The organism is Polaribacter marinus (assembly GCF_022662535.1).
Classification (GTDB): Bacteria; Bacteroidota; Bacteroidia; order Flavobacteriales; family Flavobacteriaceae; genus Polaribacter; species Polaribacter marinus.
Window position 1 is genome coordinate 523,142 of record NZ_JAKQYM010000001.1, and the last position, 16,232, is coordinate 539,373.

The following is a 16,232-nucleotide window of genomic DNA, read 5'->3' on the forward strand; positions in this document are numbered from 1 at the left end:
GTTTTCTTAAAATCGGCGCGAAATTACACAATTTTTTTAATTAAATTGTATCTTCGCGACTTATGATTTTAAAAGGATTCGAAGAATTAAAAAAATTTCTTGAAAAACCAAGAAATATTGTAATAATAGGACATAGAAACCCAGATGGAGATGCAATGGGATCTACCTTAGCTTTGTATCATTATTTTAATAAAAAAGGCCACAATTCTACAGTTGTTGTGCCAAATGAGTATCCAGAGTTTTTACATTGGTTACCCGGTTCTAAAACGACTTATCGTTTCGATTGGCAAAACTCTCAATCTCAAAAAGCGATCAATAATTCTGATATTATTTTTCTTTTAGACTTTAATACCTTGCATAGAGTTGGTAATGATATGCAGAAAACTTTAGAAAAATATCCAAATGATTTTGCAATGATAGATCATCATCAACAACCAGACGATGTAAAATATATGTATTCGGATGTTGAGATTTGTTCTACCTGCCAAATGGTATATCAGTTTTTGGAAATGATGAATGATCTTGAATTAATTGATGCAGACATAGCAACTTGTTTGTATACTGGGATTATGACAGATACTGGTTCTTTTCGCTTTAGATCTACAACAAGTAAAACGCATAGAATTATTGCAGACTTAATAGACAAAGGAGCAAAGAATGATAGAATACATAATAATGTATATGATGCCAATTCTTATGGAAGATTACTTTTATTAGGGCAAGCATTAAGTAATTTACAAATTTTACCAGAATATAAAACAGCTTTTATAACATTAACCGATGAAGAAAAAAAACGTTTCGATTTTCAAAAAGGAGATACAGAGGGTGTTGTAAATTATGCGCTATCTTTAAAAGGAATTGTTTTTGCGGCAATTTTTATAGAAGATAAAGAACAAAATATTATAAAAATATCTTTTCGTTCTAAAGGAAAGTTTTCTGTTAATCAATTTGCAAGAAATCATTTTGAAGGAGGAGGACATGATAATGCTGCTGGAGGGAAATCTACTGTTTCTTTAAAAGAAACCATAGAAAAATTTAAAAGTTTATTATCAATTTATAAAACTAAATTAGACGATTCTTATGAAAATTAGATTTTTATTTTTTGCTATTTTATGTTTAGGTTGTGCTAAAGAAGTTCCTAGAAGACCTATAGATCCCAAACCGTCTACAACGTTGTTATCAGAAACTATTTCAACTTCTAAAGCTTTAAATAAAATTGAAGAGAATAAAATTATTGAGCTTATAAAAAAGGATTCTTTAAGAATCTATCAACAGTCATCTTATGGTTTTTGGTATACTTATATTAATAAAATAGATAAAGATTTACCAACTCCACAAACAGGAAATGAAGTTAGTTTTGAATATGAAATTACAGACTTAAATAACACAGTTTTATATTCTAAAGAAGAATTAGGAATTAAAAATTATACAATAGATAAAGAAGATTTTATTACTGCAATTCAAAAAGGAATAAAGTTGATGAAAATCGGAGAAACAGTTACATTTGTCATTCCTTCATACAGTGCTTATGGTATTACTGGTGATGGAAATAAAATAGGGATGAATCAATCAATTAAAAGTACAATAACATTATTAACAATCAAATAAATTTAAAAATGAGAATTATAAACAAATTATCGGCAATTGCAATCGTAGCAACAATGTTTTCATGTGTAAACCAAAAGGCAGATGTAAAATCTTTAGAGACAGAAATAGACTCAGCAAGTTATGCTTTAGGTTTAAATGTTGCCACTTATGTTAAAAGTAATTTTGATGAAGCAAATAAAGATTTATTTTATCAAGGGTTTAGAAATGGATTAGATTCTACTAATTTATTAATGAGTAAAAAAGATGTTGGAGTTGTTTTAAGTTCATATTTTCAAAAAAAGCAAGTCGCTAAAATGAAAGAACAACAAGAAAAAGCAATTAAAGAAGCAGAAATTAAGTTTGCAGATGTTAAAAAAGCAGGGATAGAATTTCTAGAAAAAAACAAAACAAAGAAGGATGTAAAAACTACTGCTAGTGGTTTACAATATATCGTATTAAAAGAAGGAACGGGAGAAAAACCAGAAGGACCAACTACTAAAGTTAAAGTTCATTATCATGGAACATCTATAGATGGTACTGTATTTGATAGTTCTGTAGATAGAGGGACTCCTTCTGAATTTGCTTTAAATCAAGTAATTAAGGGTTGGACAGAAGGTGTGCAATTAATGAAAGTAGGAGCTAAATATAAATTTTTCATACCTCAAGAATTGGCTTATGGTGCACAACAAAAAGGAGCAGTTATCAAACCATTTTCTACATTAATTTTTGAAATAGAACTTTTAGATATTATAAAATAATAAATGAAGAAAGTAATATATCTTATAACTGCAGCAATTATTTTTAGTAGCTGCAGTTCTGCTAAATACGAGAACCTAAAAGAGGGGTTGTATGCAGAAATACAAACTAATAAAGGAGATATTCTTTTAGAATTGTATCCAGAGAAAGTTCCAATGACAGTTGCTAACTTTGTTTCTTTAGCAGAAGGAACAAATAATAAAGTCACGGACTCTCTTAAGGGGAAACCCTATTATGATGGACTTACTTTTCATAGAGTTGTTCCTAACTTTGTAATACAAGGAGGTGATCCGCTTGCAAATGGTAGAGGAGGACCTGGGTACAAATTTGGAAGTGAATTTCCTAAAGATTCTACAGGGAATTTAATTTATAAACACGACGATGCAGGTGTATTGTCTATGGCAAACGGAAGTGTAAGCACCAATGGGAGTCAGTTTTTTATTACACATCGAGCAATTCCTCATTTAGATGGTAAACATTCTGTTTTTGGTAAAACAATCGTAAACTCGATAGAATTAAAAGCTTTAAAAACTAAATTTAAAGAAACCAATAGATTAAAAAAAGCGATTGACTCTATTAGAATGTCTGTTGTAAATAAAATTGTTGAAAAAGATACAATTAAAACAATTCATATTATTAGAATAGGGCCTAAAGCTAAGAGTTTTAATGCAGGAGAAGTTTTTGATAAAGAATTGGTTAAGTTTAGTGAGTCTACTAGAGAAAGGTTAGAAGCTAATAAAGCTGCAGAAGTAGCTAGATATGCTAAGTATTTAGAAGATAAGAAAAAGTTTTTATCTGAAATGAATGAAGAGCAAGCGATTAAAACTGGTACTGGACTTAGAATTTTAAAGTTAAAAACAACCAAAGGAAAAAAAGTAGTAGACAATCAACCTATTACGACAAACTTTACGTTGTATACAGCAAACGGTAAGAAAATTCAATCGACTAACGATCCAGGAGCAAAACCATTTGTTTTTCAACTCAATGATAAGGAAAAACCAATGATTACTGGTTTTAAAGAAGGTGTTTTGTTGATGAGAGAAGGAGAAAAAGCCAGATTGTTTATTCCTTATAACATCGGTTTTGGAGAAGCTAAATATGGTCCTTTTCCAGCAAAATCAGATTTAGTTTTTGAAGTTGAAGTTCTAAAAATAGGAAAGTAATTTGGTAGACACAATCATACATTTAGATAAAGAACTTCTTATCTTTTTAAATAATTTAGGAAACGAGCAATGGGATTCACTTTGGTTAGTAATTACTAAACAATTATATTGGACCCCATTGTTTCTTCTTGTTTTTTATTTAGTGATTAAATCTTTGGGTTGGAAACGTGGCGGTTTTGCAATTTTAGCAATGATATTGTTAGTTGCTTTTTCAGATCAATTTACCAATTTAATTAAAAATTCGGTAGAGAGAATTAGACCCAATAACGATCCAGAAATAAAACATTTATTAAGAACTTTTATAAAACCTCAGAGTTTTAGTTTTATGTCTGGTCATGCAACCACATCTACTTTTTTCTCTGTATTTGTAGTTCTTTTATTAAAAGATAAATTTAAGTACATCTACTTAATTTTATTGTTCCCTTTAATTTTTTCTTATAGTAGATTGTACTTAGGAGTTCATTTTCCAATTGATATTTCTGTAGGAATCTTAATAGGAATTTTATTTGCAAATATTTATTATCAACTTTATAAAATAGCGGATAGAAAACTATTCGCTTAATTTTTTATTATTAAAGTATAAATATTTTGTTGAATGATAATATGCAGATAATAGGCTATCCATTTTCTTAGTTAAAAGAGGATATTTTTCTTTTAGATCTATTAATTCTTTTTCTTTTAAATTATATAAACCTAATGTATTGGTAACCATGGTTTTATTTAGATATAAACTATCTTTTATTAAACCTACAGCAGGTTCTCCTTTGGTCTTTAGGTAAACAAAACCTACATCTTTAATATTTGTTGAATCTAGTAAATTGCTTCCTAAAGTATAATTTGTATGGTTAATTTTGGCTAAACTAGCTACAGTAGGAAATAAATCGATGAGCTTACCTGTATTTGAAATAACTTTGGGTTTTATATATTTTGGCGCATGAATTAAAAACGGAACATGTTGTAGTTGAATATTTAAATCATATTCTTTTGGAAACAAATCTGTTCTTTTCATAGCTGTATTATGGTCTCCAAAAAAGACAAAAATAGTATTATCATAATATCCTGAAGTTTTTGCACGTTCTAAAAATCGTCCAATATTAAAATCCAAATATCTTAAAGCATTTAATTGTGCAACAGATTTAAATCCAGATTTTTTTAATAAATCTGATGAAATCTCATCATCCTTTAAAGGTTTGTAACTCTCTTTTGTATCGGGGACTGTAAAGGGCATATGGTTAGAAGCCGTTTGAATATATGCGATAAAAGGTTTTTCTTGTTTTGAAAGTTTTTCGAGTTCTTTATTTGATTCTTTAAATAGTTCATAATCATCAATTCCCCAAACATCAGCTCTTTTTTCAGTTTTATAACTTCCTTCTTCAAAAATCTGTAGTTGTTTTATATTTGATTGAAAAATACCTCTAATGTTTGCCCAATTTGCACTTCCACCTAAAAAATATAATTTTTCATACCCCGTAAATTGATCGAATAAAATTCGCTGATCTATAATCAAAGGGTTTCTAGAGGCAGTTCTTACATTTTCTATATCAGGTAAGCCTGTAACACTTGCAAAAACACTGGCAGCTGTTCCTGATTTATGAACATAAAAATTAGAAAAACTAACGCTACTTTTAATAATTGAATCTAGATTAGGTGTTGTTTTAATTGGGTTTCCATAATAACTAATTGGTTTAACACCAACAGACTCCATCATTACAATAACAATATTTGGTTTTTTTGTATAAGTAGAATCAAAAACAACTTTTCTTTCAAAAGAAACGGAATCTTTTGGTAAACCTAAATGTTTGGCAATTACAGGGTAATATGTATTAAATTCATCCATATTTACGCCTTCACTTCTGTATGCAAAACTATCAAAAAAGTATAAAACCGGATTTAAAGAAAACTGGTTTACAGCATTGTTTTTAGAGAAAAAAGCTTCGCTCCAACGTAAAGGGTAGTGTGTAAAACTATTGTAGATTCCGAAAGAAAGTAATAAAAATGTAGCTGCAAAATAAATAGCTTTAATTTTTTTGTTAAAAGTATTTAACTGATTTTTATACCTATTAAAGAGAAAATTAGAAAATTTATAAATTAAAAAACATAAAACTAAAAGAGCAAAAACTCCTTTATAAACAGGATAACTTTCTATAAGTACTTCACTAGAAATTCCAATATTGCTTAAAAATCGAAGCGATGAAGCATCTAAACGGATACTTAAATAATCATAATAACCAAAATCAAATAAAAAGAATAAGGTAAGAATTAGGTAAGCTAATACTAAATAAAATGTTGCTATTTTTTGATATATTTTTCGTTTAAAGAATTTGTAATTTGTAATCAATATAAAGATTGCAATAGGAAAGAAAGTCATAACTGCTAACTTTATATCAAACCGAAAACCAAGTAAAAAAGCGGTTTTAATTTCAGAAGAAGTAACATTCTCTAATTGTGCAAAAAGGTAATAGAATAGTACTCTAAATATAAATATATAAACAAACAAGAAAAATACATTTGTAAAAATGTATTTCACATAATTAGGAATTTTTTTAAACATGTATCTTTAATTCTAAAAGCAAAGGTATTTAATTTTAGACTATATTGAATTATGCATCGTTTTTTAAATTAAAAATGACTTTAAAAAACATAAAATTCAGTAAATTTGTGGCTGAAAACCTCAAAAAGAGAATATGAAAATATCATACAATTGGCTAAAGCAATTTTTACAAACAGATTGGGATGCAACCAAAACTGGAGAATTGTTAACCGATTTAGGATTGGAAGTAGAAGGAATTGAAACCAAAGAATCTATTAAAGGAAGTTTACAAGGAATTGTTGTTGGTAAAGTTTTAACTTGTGTGCAACATCCAAATGCAGATAGATTAAAAATAACTACAGTAGATTTAGGAGCTGATGAACCTGTACAAATTGTTTGTGGTGCTCCAAATGTAGCATCTGGTCAAAAAGTACCAGTGGCAACAATTGGAACAACTCTATATGATGATAAAGGAGAAGGTTTTAAAATCAAAAAAGGTAAAATTAGAGGAGAAGAAAGTTTTGGGATGATTTGCGCCGAGGACGAGTTGGGTTTAGGTAAAGGTCATGATGGAATTATGATTCTTGATGAAGCTTTAGAAGTAGGAACTCCTGCTGCTAAAGTTTTTAATATAGAGATAGATCAAATATTTGAAATTGGTTTAACTCCTAATAGATCTGATGCAATGAGTCATTTTGGCGTTGCAAGAGATTTACGTGCAGGGTTAATTCAAAAAGATATAAAATTAGAATTAATTTCTCCTTCTGTTAGTGATTTTCATGTAGATGAAAGAGTTTTACGTTTTGATGTTGAAATTGAAAATAAAGAATTGGTTCCTCGTTATTGTGGAATCACCATTATTGATGTTGAAGTAAAAGGCTCACCAGAATGGATTAAAAATAGGTTAAAAGCAATAGGTATTACACCAAAAAATAATATTGTCGATATCACAAACTATGTGATGCATGAAGTTGGACAACCTTTGCATGCTTTTGATACTCAGAAAATTAAAGGGAATAAAATTATAGTAAAAACGTTGGAAGAAGGTACAAAATTTACTTCTTTAGATGAAGTAGAAAGAGAATTATCTTCTGAAGATATTATGATTTGTGATGCCGATTCTAATCCACTTTGTATTGGTGGTGTTTTTGGTGGATTGAAATCTGGAGTTACAGAAAATACAACTTCAATCTTTTTAGAAAGTGCTTATTTTAACCCTGTTTCTGTTAGAAAAACGGCTAAAAGACATGCTTTAAATACAGACGCATCTTTTCGTTTTGAACGTGGAATTGATATTAATATGACAGAATACGCTTTAAAACGCGCTGCTTTATTGATAGAAGAATATTCAGGTGGTAAAATGGCTTCAGATATTTCTGATTTTTATCCAGAAAAATTAGAAGATTTTCAAGTGTTTTTATCTTATGATAATGCTTATAGATTAATTGGTCAAGAAATTCCTAAAGATACCATTAAGAATATTTTAGCTTCACTTGAAATTAAAATCAATAGCGAAACAGAAGGAGGTTTAGGTTTAACAATACCTTCGTATAGAACAGATGTACAACGAGAAGCAGATATTATTGAAGAAATCTTAAGAGTATATGGTTACAATAATATTAAGTTTTCTCATAAATTAAATACATCAATATCATTTGATTCTAATAAAGAAACTAAGATAGAAAACGTTATTGCTAACCAATTAAGTGCTTTAGGTTTTAATGAAACAATGGCAAATTCATTAACCAAACCAGAATATACAAGCTTGTCAGAAAATCTTAATGAAGAAGCTAATGTAGAAATGCTAAATCCGTTAAGTAATGATTTAAAAGTGCTGAGACAATCCTTATTGTTTAGCGGTTTAGAGTCTGTAGCTTATAATATAAATAGAAAAAATAATTCTTTAAAGTTTTATGAATTTGGTAAAACGTATCATAAATACGCTGAAAAATACCAAGAAGATAAGCATTTAACACTTTTTGTTACTGGAAATAGAACAAAAGATAGCTGGCAAACTGCTACAAAAAAATCTGATTTCTTTTATATAAAAGGAATTGTAACTTCTTTATTAAGTAGACTTGGTATTGATAAATTTAAAACAACACCTACAAAATTAGATGTTTTTTCAGAAGGAATAACATTGAGTTTGGGTAAAATTAAATTGGTAGAATTAGGAGTTGTAAAACGTACTGTTTTAAAAGAATTTGGTATTAAACAAGAAGTTCTTTTTGCCGATTTTAATTGGGATACTATTTTAAAATTAACAGGAAATAAAAAATTAACAGTTTCCGAATTACAAAAATTTCCTGCAGTAAAACGTGATTTAGCTCTATTATTAGATGCTAAGGTAGAGTTTAAGGAAGTATACAATTTAGCATTTCAATCAGAGAAAAACTTACTAAAAGAAGTAGATTTATTTGATGTCTATGAAGGTGAAAATTTACCTGAAGGTAAAAAATCTTATGCTGTAAGTTTCTTATTACAAGATGAAACTAAAACACTTGCAGATAAGCAAATAGATAAAATAATGCAGAAATTACAGCAGACATTCGAAAAGAATTTAGATGCTGTTTTAAGATAATTTAAAAGCTCCAATTAATTGGAGCTTTTTTTATATTTGACAATTATGTACAAAATTATAATACGGCCCATTTTATTTTTATTCGATCCAGAAAAAGTACATTATTTTACTTTTTCTTTCATTCGTTTTTTATCTAAAATCCCTTTTATAACTTCAATTTTTAGAAGTTTATATTTGGTAAATGATAAAAAACTAGAAAGAAAATTATTCGGAATTACATTTAAAAATCCTGTTGGTTTAGCTGCAGGTTTCGATAAAAATGCAGTATTATATAATGAATTAGCAAACTTTGGTTTTGGTTTTATAGAAATTGGTACAGTTACTCCTAAAGGACAAGTTGGTAATCCTAAAAAAAGATTATTTCGTTTAAAAAAAGATGAAGGAATTATCAATAGAATGGGATTTAATAATGACGGAATTGAAGCAGCAATAAACAATCTAAAAAAAAACAAAGGCAAAGTTATTATTGGAGGAAATTTAGGAAAGAATACCACAACCAAAATAGAAAATTACACAAAAGACTATTGTGAGGTATTTACAGCTCTTCATTCTTATGTAGATTATTTTGTATTAAATGTTAGTTGTCCAAATGTTGGAAGTCATGCAAAACTAAATGATAAAGATTATTTAATAGAATTAATTTCTGCTGTTCAAAAATTAAATAATAAAGAAGAAAAGCAGAAACCGATTTTATTAAAAATTGCTCCAGATTTAAACAATCTTCAATTAGATGAAATTATTGAGTTAGTTGCAGAAACAAAAATAGATGGAGTTATTGCTTCTAATACATCTACAAATAGAGATAATTTAAAAACTTCTAAAGAACGCTTACAAGAAATCGGGAACGGTGGTGTAAGTGGACAACCCATAAAGAAACAAAGTACTAAAGTTATTAAGTATTTAGCTGATAATTCTAATAAATCTTTTCCAATAATAGGAGTAGGAGGAATACATTCTGCAGAAGATGCTTTAGAAAAATTAAATGCTGGTGCAGACTTAGTACAAATTTATACAGGGTTTATTTATGAGGGACCTAGTTTAGTGAAGAAGATTAATAAAGCAATCTTACATAGACTTTCAAAGTAAAAGCAATAAAAAATATATGATAGAAAATCTGATATCTTTTATAGTTGCTACGGCTATTTTGTCATTTTCTCCAGGACCAGATAATATTTTTGTTTTAGTGCAAAGTATTGTAAATGGGAAAAAATATGGATTAGCAACTGTTTTTGGATTAATGTCTGGTTGTTTAATTCATACCACTTTGGTTGCTTTTGGCGTCTCAACTTTGTTAAAAGAAAGCCCTAATATTTTCTTTATTATTAAATTATTCGGAGCAAGTTATTTGTTGTTTTTAGCTTATAAAGTGTATAAAAGTGATGCTAATATTACTTTTTCTACAGAAAATGTCCAAAAAAAAACAACCACACAATTATTTAAAACAGGATTTTTAATGAATGTTTTAAATCCAAAAGTTACTATTTTTTTCTTGGCATTTTTTCCTCAATTTTTGTTTTCAGAAACAATTTCTACAATAGTGCAATTTTACATTTTAGGAGGATTATTTATATTGGTTTCTTCTATTATCTTTTCTTCAATTGCCATTTTAGCTGGTAGTATATCTGTTTATATCAAACAAAATAAAAAAGCAGGAGTTTATTTAAAGTGGATGCAAATAGTTGTTTTTATTGCAATATCAGCACTAATTTTGATTTAACATTTATCTATTATGCAGTATTTATAATGATGAAAGAAAAAATTAAAAAACCTTGGCCAACAAAAGATGCCATGGAACAGGTTTATAAAATGAAACTTTGGGGTGATGATAAATCTAATTTTTACTCTGGTGATGGCTCTCATCAACTTGAAATTGTAAATCCGTATATAAGTGTTATAACATCATTTTTTACATCATTAAAAACACCATTAAATATCTGTGATTTAGGTTGTGGAGATTTTAATATAGGAAAAGAGTTGGTAAAATATAGTAAGAAGTATGTGGCTGTAGATATTGTAAAAGATCTTATAGAATATAATAAAGAAAGATTTAAAGCGCATAATTTAGAGTTTTATTGTTTAGATATTTCAGTAGACAAGTTGCCTTCTGGAGATTGTATAATATTGAGGCAAGTACTTCAACATTTATCAAATGCAGAAGTAAAAAACATCGTAAATAAATTATCGGATTATAAGTATGTTATTTTAACAGAACATTTACCTAAAGGAGATTTTATAGCCAATAAAGATATTATTTCAGGACAGGGAATTAGATTAAAAAAACAAAGTGGTATCAATATATTAAAACCTCCATTTAATCTTAAAGTAATAGAAGAAAAACAACTACTATCTACTGATTTAAGTGATGGTAAAGGAACTATTGTAACTACACTTTATACTATTTTTTAAAATTAAACTAAGATTACAATTCTAACAATTTTTTAGCAGCACTAAAAGGAGTTGTGGTGCCTTTTTTTAAATTGTTAATTTCTATTGCTAAAGCATTTTTAATTTTTGGATTCTGATAAAAATTATCCTTCAATTGTTGTTCAATTGTTGCTAATAACCAATATTTATTTTGGGCATTTCTTTTGTAGTTGAAGTAATTGTTCTTTTTGGTTAAAGCAACGTAATCAGTAACCATTATTTCAATTTCTTTAATACCTAAATTGTGTAAAGCACTTGCAATAAGTACTTTTGGATGCCATTTACTTTCTTTTATAGGATATAAATGTAAAGCTCTATTAAATTCTACTTTGGCAATTTTTGCATTTTTCTCATTATCACCGTCAGCTTTGTTAATTACAATCGCGTCTGCCATTTCAATAATTCCTCGTTTTATACCTTGTAGTTCATCTCCAGCACCAGCTAATTTTAGTAATAAAAAGAAATCAACCATAGAATGAACAACGGTTTCTGATTGACCGACACCAACTGTTTCAATAATAATAGTGTCAAAACCTGCAGCTTCACACAGAATAATACTTTCACGCGTTTTTTGAGCTACTCCACCTAAAGAAGTTCCTGAAGGAGAAGGTCTAATAAAGGCATTTTTATCAGTAACTAATTGCTCCATACGAGTTTTATCACCTAAAATAGAACCTTTATTAACAGAGCTACTAGGATCTACGGCCAATACAGCAACTCTTTTTCCTGTAGAGGTTAAATGTTTTCCAAAGGCTTCTATAAAAGTACTTTTACCAACACCCGGAACTCCAGTAATTCCTATTCTTACAGAATTATTTGCGTGTGGTAAACAACGTTCTAAAATTTGATTTGCTTTTTGTTGATGTTTAGCATTGGTACTTTCTACCAACGTAATTGCTCTACTTAGAAAAGTAATGTCTCCATCAAATATTTTTGAAACAAATTCTTCAACAGAATTTTGTTTAGCTCTATTTATTTTTATTTTATCTGCAGAATTTTTATTGGTAGTTTCTGGCTGAGAAACTCCATCTTTTTCATGTAATGCAGAAGGTTTTTTGTTCATAATAAAATTAAATCATGTAAATTTAGAAATAAAAATTCACTCATTTTGCAACAACTTAAAAAATGTGTCGTCTATAGAGCAAGAAAGTTTCAATGAAATCAACCAAACAGATACATCAACCAATCATTGATAAATGCAAAAATAACAATTGCAAAGCGCAAATGCAATTGTATAATTTGTATTGTAAAGCCATGATCTTAGTAGCTTTTAGATATGTGAAAGATAGATTTATTGCTGAAGATATTATGCAAGAAGCATTTATAAAAGCGTTTAAAAATATCAATACTTATAAAAATGAAGTTGCTTTTGGAGCTTGGTTAAAAAGAATTGTCATTAATCAAAGTATCGATTATTTAAAGAAAAACAAATTAAAATTAGTTTCTATTAATGAAGAAACAATAACCAAAATAAATGAAGATGATTGGAAAGTTGAGTGTACAGTGTCTGTTGATAAAATTATAAATGAAATAAATAATTTAAAAGAAAAATATAGATTGGTTTTAACACTTTATTTGTTAGAAGGTTATGATCATCAAGAAATATCAGAAGTATTACAAATAACAGAAAATACTTCTAGAACTCATTTACTAAGAGGGAAAAAAATATTAAAAGAAAAATTAAAAACTACGAGTTATGCAGAAGGATATTAGAGATTTACTAAAAGATTATCAAGAACAAAATATAGAATTATCTGTAAATCATTCAAAGAAATTTGAAGATTTATTACAGCAAGAAATTCATCAGCAAAAACCTAAAAAGAAAAATTACAAATGGTTATCTATAGCGGCATCAATTGTATTGTTAATTAGTTTGGCAGTTCAGTTTTCTCCATCAAATAATAAAGATAATCCAATTAAAAATACAGATTCTAAAAACAAATCAGAAATAAAACAAATTAGTTTAGGAAGTATTTCTCCCGAATTTAATTCGATAGAAACCTATTATACAAATAGTATCAATCTAGAAATTAGTCAATTAGTTCTATCGGAAGATAATAAAGATATGATAGATGGATATTTATTAAAGATTGCCGAATTAACCAAAGAATACAAATCATTAACCAAAGAGCTCAATACAAATGGAGTTAATGACGCTACTATAGATGCATTAATTAGTAATTTACAATTACGCTTACAGCTGTTACAACGTTTGAGAAAACAATTAAAACAACTTAAAAAATTAAACACAAAACAAAATGAAACACAAGTCATATAGAAGAGTTATCACACTTATTGCAATTGGTGTCTTAGGAACAACCTTTGGTCAGAAATTTGATAAAAAATTTACAGAAAATTTTAAGGTAAATAAAGACGTAGAAATAGTAATTAATGCGTCAAATACAGATATTAATGTAACTACTTGGGATAAAAATGAAGTACAAGTAGAAGCATTTGTAGAAATTGAAGGCTTATCTAAAGAAAAAGCCGAAAAATATTTTAAGAACTGGAACTTTGAAGCTTTAGGAAATAAAAGTAAAGTAAGTATTACTTCTAAAGGAAGCAATACTCATGAGTTTGATGATAATTTTATTTTCTTTAATGATATGGATTTTACTTTTCCAGATATTCAATTATCTAATTTTGATTCAATTGTAATTCCAGAAATGAATTTTGATTATGATTTTGATTTCAACTTTGATTTCAATTTTGATGATTTAGAAAAAAACATGAATGATGATGACGATTTTTCTTTTGAATGGGAACACAATGGAGATAAAATTTCTATAAAATCTAAGAAAGAATGGGAGGCTTTTAAGAAGAGTAAAAAGTACAAAGAACTCAAAGAAAAAATGTCTGTTGAACAGAAAAAATTGAAAGAACAATTAGAGAAATCTAAAGAGCAAATGAAAAAAAGTTTGTCAAAAGTAAAGTTAGAATATAAATATATAGACAAAGAAAAGATCAAAAAAAGCTTAGCTAAAGCAAAAGAACATTTAAAAGAAATGAAAATTAATTTCTCATCAGGTTCTAATGATTTAATGATTGATGGAAAGAAAATAAAAATCAAAAAAAGATTAGAAATTAAAGTTCCTAAAACTGCTACTTTCAATTTAAACACACGTCATTGTAAAGTGAAATTACCAAATACGGTTGCTTCAGGTAGTGTAAAATATGGTACGTTTGATGCTAATAATTTAAATGGAGGAAGGTTGACAATTAATTATTCTCCAGTAAATATTAATAATTTAAATGCTTGTACACTATTTCTAAACAATGTAACTGATGCTAAAATTGCATCAGTTACAAATACAACTTTGTCTAATAATTCATCAGGAGTAAAGATTATTAAAATTAATGAAAACGTTCATATTTCTGATAAATTTGGCGAGTTAACAATCAATAGTTTTAATCCAAATTTTGGACAATTTGTACTAAATTTAAGTCAATCTAATGCAACAGTTATCTTGGGTGATGTACTTAGTAATTTTAAATTCAATGTAAATAAAGTGAAGTTAAATAATCAAAAAGCAGGTATTTCAAATATAAATCCTTCAAATAAAAACATAATAAAGGTTAATGGTGATTATAGCCAAATAGTAATAAAATAATTTTTTTCTCCTCTTTTTTTCTGAAACTTCTAACAAATTCCATTTCGCTATTCTCTTTAAAGTGCCTATCTTTATCGATTGTAAATAGTCACTTTTTTTAATGGAACGCTACAAAGAAAATCAACTTAAAATATACAATTCTCTAACGAAGAAAAAAGAGAATTTTAAACCGATAACAGACGGATACGTAGGTATGTACGTTTGTGGTCCAACAGTCTACAGTAATGCACATTTAGGAAATGTAAGAACTTTTATGTTTTTTGATGTAGTGTTTAGATACTTATTACACTTAGGATATAAAGTACGTTATGTACGTAATATAACCGATGCAGGCCATTTAGTAAACGATGCAGATGAAGGTGAAGATAAAATTGCTAGAAAAGCACGTTTAGAGCAAATAGAACCAATGGAAGTTGTACAGCGTTACACGGTAGATTTTCATGATGTTTTAAAAAACTACAACTTTTTACCACCAAGTATAGAACCAACAGCAACAGGACATATTGTTGAACAGATAGAAATGATTAAAGAAATCATAGAAAAAGGTTTTGCTTATGAGGTAAATGGTTCTGTATATTTTGATGTACATGAGTACAATAAAAAAGAAAACTACGGAATTCTTTCAGGAAGAAAGGTAGAGGATTTACTAAATAATACAAGAACTTTAGATGGACAATCTGATAAGAAAAATCCACAAGATTTTGCCCTTTGGAAAAAAGCCGATGAACGCCACATTATGCGTTGGCCTTCTCCTTGGTCAGACGGTTTCCCTGGTTGGCATTTAGAATGTTCTGTAATGAGTACAAAATATTTAGGAGAAAGTTTTGATATTCATGGTGGTGGAATGGATTTAAAATTCCCGCATCACGAGTGTGAAATTGCACAATCTAAAACTTGCAGTGGTGTAAAACCAGTAAATTATTGGATGCACACAAATATGCTTTCTTTAAATGGCCAAAGAATGTCTAAATCTACTGGAAATTTTATTTTACCAAATGAAATTTTATCTGGAGAAAATACTATTTTACCCAAACCATTTTCTGCAAGCGTAGTTCGTTTCTTTAATATGCAAGCCAATTATAGAAGTATTTTAGATTTTTCTGGTGATGCTTTAGAAGCTTCAGAAAAAGGACATGCTAAGTTAATGGAAGCGGTTAATTTCTTAGATAAGATAGAAGCAAGTAAAACATCTACTTTTAATGTTCAAGAATGGAAAGCTGCTTGTTATGCTGCCATGAATGACGATTTTAATACGCCAATTTTAATTTCGCATTTATTTGAAGCTGTAAAGGTTATCAATCAAATAAAAGAGCATAAGGCAAGTTTAACAGTAGAAGATTTAAAAGAACTTAAAACCACAATTAATGCTTTTGTTTTTGATGTTTTAGGATTGATGAATGAAAGTTTTCAAGACAATTCAGGAAAAATTAATGGAGTTGTAGAGTTGCTGATAAAGTTAAGAAAAGAAGCTAGAGAAAATAAAGACTGGGCTTTATCCGACCAAATTAGAGACGAATTAATTGCATTAGGAATTCAATTAAAAGATGGTAGAGAAGGAACAACTTTTTCAATTAATTAGA

15 protein-coding genes are annotated in these 16,232 nt (G+C 28.1%); 13 read left to right on the top strand and 2 right to left on the bottom strand.

The annotated features are described in order from the left end of the window. Window positions 1–62: 62 nt before the first annotated feature. The 5 genes from MC378_RS02395 to MC378_RS02415 are packed head-to-tail and all read left to right on the top strand — an operon-like array spanning window position 63 to window position 4,068. Entirely contained in the window at window positions 63–1,091 is a 1,029-nt protein-coding gene (locus tag MC378_RS02395; protein ID WP_242177116.1) for a DHH family phosphoesterase, read from the top strand. Next, window positions 1,081–1,608: a gliding motility-associated peptidyl-prolyl isomerase GldI gene (gldI, locus tag MC378_RS02400; protein ID WP_242177117.1), complete on the top strand. Its 528-nt coding sequence runs from the start codon at window positions 1,081–1,083 to the stop codon at window positions 1,606–1,608. The genes MC378_RS02395 and gldI overlap by 11 nt, the downstream gene beginning before the upstream one ends. A gap of 8 nt (window positions 1,609–1,616) precedes the next feature. Then, window positions 1,617–2,345 (top strand): BamJ family beta-barrel-assembly machinery protein, encoded by a 729-nt coding sequence (locus MC378_RS02405; protein WP_242177118.1) that lies wholly within the window; start codon window positions 1,617–1,619, stop codon window positions 2,343–2,345. A gap of 3 nt (window positions 2,346–2,348) precedes the next feature. Further along, on the top strand, window positions 2,349–3,506 hold the full coding sequence (locus MC378_RS02410) for a peptidylprolyl isomerase (protein ID WP_242177119.1): 1,158 nt from the start codon (window positions 2,349–2,351) through the stop codon (window positions 3,504–3,506). Between the two features lies 1 nt (window position 3,507). Next, complete coding sequence (locus tag MC378_RS02415; RefSeq protein WP_242177120.1) at window positions 3,508–4,068, top strand: phosphatase PAP2 family protein; 561 nt, start codon at window positions 3,508–3,510, stop codon at window positions 4,066–4,068. Here MC378_RS02415 and MC378_RS02420 read toward each other — a convergent pair. Then, a complete protein-coding gene (locus MC378_RS02420) occupies window positions 4,057–6,057 on the bottom strand; it encodes an LTA synthase family protein (RefSeq protein ID WP_242177121.1) in 2,001 nt (666 codons plus the stop codon). The two genes, MC378_RS02415 and MC378_RS02420, sit on opposite strands and share 12 nt — an antisense overlap. A gap of 133 nt (window positions 6,058–6,190) precedes the next feature. Here MC378_RS02420 and pheT point away from each other — a divergent pair, with 133 nt between their 5' ends. The 4 genes from pheT to MC378_RS02440 are packed head-to-tail and all read left to right on the top strand — an operon-like array spanning window position 6,191 to window position 11,023. Then, window positions 6,191–8,617, top strand: a complete 2,427-nt coding sequence (pheT, locus tag MC378_RS02425; RefSeq protein ID WP_242177122.1) for a phenylalanine--tRNA ligase subunit beta — start codon at window positions 6,191–6,193, stop codon at window positions 8,615–8,617. Window positions 8,618–8,662: 45 nt separating this feature from the next. Beyond that, the gene (locus MC378_RS02430; protein ID WP_242177123.1) at window positions 8,663–9,703 is read left to right on the top strand and encodes a quinone-dependent dihydroorotate dehydrogenase; all 1,041 of its coding nucleotides are present in this window, start codon (window positions 8,663–8,665) and stop codon (window positions 9,701–9,703) included. 16 nt (window positions 9,704–9,719) lie between these two features. Then, window positions 9,720–10,334: a LysE family translocator gene (locus tag MC378_RS02435; RefSeq protein ID WP_242177124.1), complete on the top strand. Its 615-nt coding sequence runs from the start codon at window positions 9,720–9,722 to the stop codon at window positions 10,332–10,334. Window positions 10,335–10,363: 29 nt separating this feature from the next. After that, window positions 10,364–11,023, top strand: coding sequence for a class I SAM-dependent methyltransferase (locus tag MC378_RS02440; RefSeq protein WP_242177287.1), 660 nt, complete (start codon window positions 10,364–10,366; stop codon window positions 11,021–11,023). 13 nt (window positions 11,024–11,036) lie between these two features. On the opposite strand, the gene meaB is transcribed toward MC378_RS02440, so the two are convergent. Beyond that, window positions 11,037–12,104 carry a methylmalonyl Co-A mutase-associated GTPase MeaB gene (gene meaB / locus MC378_RS02445; protein ID WP_242177125.1) on the bottom strand — a complete coding sequence of 356 codons (1,068 nt, stop codon included), beginning with the start codon at window positions 12,102–12,104 and terminating at the stop codon, window positions 11,037–11,039. A 92-nt stretch (window positions 12,105–12,196) separates the two neighbouring features. On the opposite strand from meaB, the gene MC378_RS02450 reads away from it, so the two are divergent. The 4 genes from MC378_RS02450 (at window position 12,197) to cysS (ending at window position 16,231) form a co-directional block, all read left to right on the top strand. Then, a complete protein-coding gene (locus MC378_RS02450) occupies window positions 12,197–12,754 on the top strand; it encodes an RNA polymerase sigma factor (RefSeq protein WP_242177126.1) in 558 nt (185 codons plus the stop codon). Further along, on the top strand, window positions 12,738–13,319 hold the full coding sequence (locus MC378_RS02455) for a hypothetical protein (RefSeq protein WP_242177127.1): 582 nt from the start codon (window positions 12,738–12,740) through the stop codon (window positions 13,317–13,319). Before MC378_RS02450 ends, MC378_RS02455 begins: the two co-directional genes overlap by 17 nt. Beyond that, the gene (locus tag MC378_RS02460; RefSeq protein ID WP_242177128.1) at window positions 13,300–14,652 is read left to right on the top strand and encodes a hypothetical protein; all 1,353 of its coding nucleotides are present in this window, start codon (window positions 13,300–13,302) and stop codon (window positions 14,650–14,652) included. The genes MC378_RS02455 and MC378_RS02460 overlap by 20 nt, the downstream gene beginning before the upstream one ends. A gap of 100 nt (window positions 14,653–14,752) precedes the next feature. Further along, complete coding sequence (gene cysS, locus MC378_RS02465; protein WP_242177129.1) at window positions 14,753–16,231, top strand: cysteine--tRNA ligase; 1,479 nt, start codon at window positions 14,753–14,755, stop codon at window positions 16,229–16,231. The last annotated feature ends 1 nt before the right edge of the window (window position 16,232 follow it).

Bases quoted from the DNA above. Each gene is read 5' to 3' on its own strand.
- MC378_RS02395 (WP_242177116.1), top strand. From the start codon at position 63: ATGATTTTAAAAGGATTCGAAGAATTAAAAAAATTTCTTGAAAAACCA.
- gldI (WP_242177117.1), top strand. From the start codon at position 1,081: ATGAAAATTAGATTTTTATTTTTTGCTATTTTATGTTTAGGTTGTGCT.
- MC378_RS02405 (WP_242177118.1), top strand. From the start codon at position 1,617: ATGAGAATTATAAACAAATTATCGGCAATTGCAATCGTAGCAACAATG.
- MC378_RS02410 (WP_242177119.1), top strand. From the start codon at position 2,349: ATGAAGAAAGTAATATATCTTATAACTGCAGCAATTATTTTTAGTAGC.
- MC378_RS02420 (WP_242177121.1), bottom strand. From the start codon at position 6,057: ATGTTTAAAAAAATTCCTAATTATGTGAAATACATTTTTACAAATGTA.
- pheT (WP_242177122.1), top strand. From the start codon at position 6,191: ATGAAAATATCATACAATTGGCTAAAGCAATTTTTACAAACAGATTGG.
- MC378_RS02430 (WP_242177123.1), top strand. From the start codon at position 8,663: ATGTACAAAATTATAATACGGCCCATTTTATTTTTATTCGATCCAGAA.
- MC378_RS02435 (WP_242177124.1), top strand. From the start codon at position 9,720: ATGATAGAAAATCTGATATCTTTTATAGTTGCTACGGCTATTTTGTCA.
- MC378_RS02440 (WP_242177287.1), top strand. From the start codon at position 10,364: ATGAAAGAAAAAATTAAAAAACCTTGGCCAACAAAAGATGCCATGGAA.
- meaB (WP_242177125.1), bottom strand. From the start codon at position 12,104: ATGAACAAAAAACCTTCTGCATTACATGAAAAAGATGGAGTTTCTCAG.
- MC378_RS02450 (WP_242177126.1), top strand. From the start codon at position 12,197: ATGAAATCAACCAAACAGATACATCAACCAATCATTGATAAATGCAAA.
- MC378_RS02455 (WP_242177127.1), top strand. From the start codon at position 12,738: ATGCAGAAGGATATTAGAGATTTACTAAAAGATTATCAAGAACAAAAT.
- MC378_RS02460 (WP_242177128.1), top strand. From the start codon at position 13,300: ATGAAACACAAGTCATATAGAAGAGTTATCACACTTATTGCAATTGGT.
- cysS (WP_242177129.1), top strand. From the start codon at position 14,753: ATGGAACGCTACAAAGAAAATCAACTTAAAATATACAATTCTCTAACG.